The organism is Granulicella aggregans, assembly GCF_014203275.1.
GTDB lineage: Bacteria > Acidobacteriota > Terriglobia > Terriglobales > Acidobacteriaceae > Edaphobacter.
Genome location: NZ_JACHIP010000075.1, coordinates 1 through 1525, shown reverse-complemented (window position 1 = coordinate 1525; position 1525 = coordinate 1). Strand labels below are relative to the sequence as shown.

The 1525-nt window shown below is 56.2% G+C and carries 1 protein-coding gene; it reads left to right on the top strand.

Annotation, left to right across the window (positions count from 1 at the left end):
- Positions 1–11: 11 nt before the first annotated feature.
- Positions 12–1525: type IV secretion system DNA-binding domain-containing protein (locus tag HDF16_RS30100; RefSeq protein ID WP_184224650.1), on the top strand; the 1514-nt coding region annotated here is incomplete at its 3' end.

Sequence of the window (1525 nt, the reverse complement as noted above, 5' to 3'; positions counted from 1 at the left end):
AGCGTTGAGAGATGGCTACACAATGGGGACGTAAAGAGACAGTTATCTGGCCACCGCAGGTACCGATTTATACCATCGGCACAATGATTCTTGCGGTGCCGATCGTGATGACGTTGTTGTTTGGGCTTTACCTCACCAAGCCTCTTCTAGCGCGCAACTACACAGGCGATTACTTGAAAAGCGCAGCCGGTTCCGAGTTCAAGATGCACAACTCGTTCCGACTGATTTACCTCTTCGGAGGTAAGAGAGCACCGCGCGTCGCCCAGCCCGAGGACTTTATTTCTGGGACAACCATACTTCCGAATGGGAAGGAGATCAGCGTCCAATTGTCGCCTGCAGCTACCGCCCAGGGCTTCTCCACCTTTGCGCGCGGGCCGGAACGGAAGATCGCTGACGAGGCCCTCTATTCGTGGTTCCGGGCTGCAATTTTTGGCGGCGATGATGTTCTCAGTGCCTACGGTTCTGCCTTGATTGAGGCGGGTGTGGTCGTCCTGTTTATGCTCTGTTTCGCGGTGCCGTGGGATTTCAAACGCGGTAAACGAATGAAGTATGGAAGGCTTCTGCGCGGCCCGGTGATGTCGTCTCCGAAGCAGTTCAACGAGATTCTCAAGGGTGAAGGATTGGGTATCACGACCGATGAAAAGGGGATCATCATCCGTCTGCCCTTGCGGGCTGAGGCAAAGCATATACAGGTGATGGGCGACACGGGAGTCGGCAAAACGACCCTGCTAATTAGGATGCTTACGCAGATCGAGGACCGTGGGGAATCGGCGATTGTTTACGATCCAGCTGGCGAGTTCAGCCAGCGGTTTTTCCGGGAAAGCCGGAACGATGTGATCCTCAATCCTCTCGATGCCCGGATGCCTGATTGGGTGATTTCAAAAGAATTACGGAACGCGGCAGAGGCCCGAACCATAGCGGCGTCGCTCTACCAGCCCGTCGATGGGAAGGCGGGAGAATTCTTTACTGAGACCCCGCAGAAGATCTTCGCGCACCTGATGAAGTACCGTCCCTCGACACAGGATCTAGTGGCATGGATGTCGAATCCCGATGAGATCGACCGTCGCGTGAAGGGCACGGAGCTTGAGGCGATCATCTCGAAAGACGCAGCCGATCAGCGTAACGGTGTGCTCGGTTCTCTCGGTCTGATAGCCGACAGTCTTCGTCTTCTTCCTAGCAAAGAACAGGCTAACGGCACGGAGTGGAGCGCCACGCAGTGGGCGGAAAAACGGGGAGGATGGATCTTCCTTACCGGCACGGAAGCAGAGCAGGAGGCTCTTCGTCCTCTCCACTCTCTTTGGATCGACTTGCTCATCCTCCGGCTTCTCACCATTCCCAAGGAGGGGCAGAAGCGCGCCTGGTTCGTCCTCGACGAACTGGCAACCTTGCAACGGCTTCCACAGTTCCATAGCGCTCTGACGAAGGGGCGTAAGAGCGACAATCCCATCATCTTCGGCTACCAGGGCAAGGCCCAGCTAGAGGTGATTTACGGTCACCTGGCCGAGGTGATGCTCTCCCAACCAGC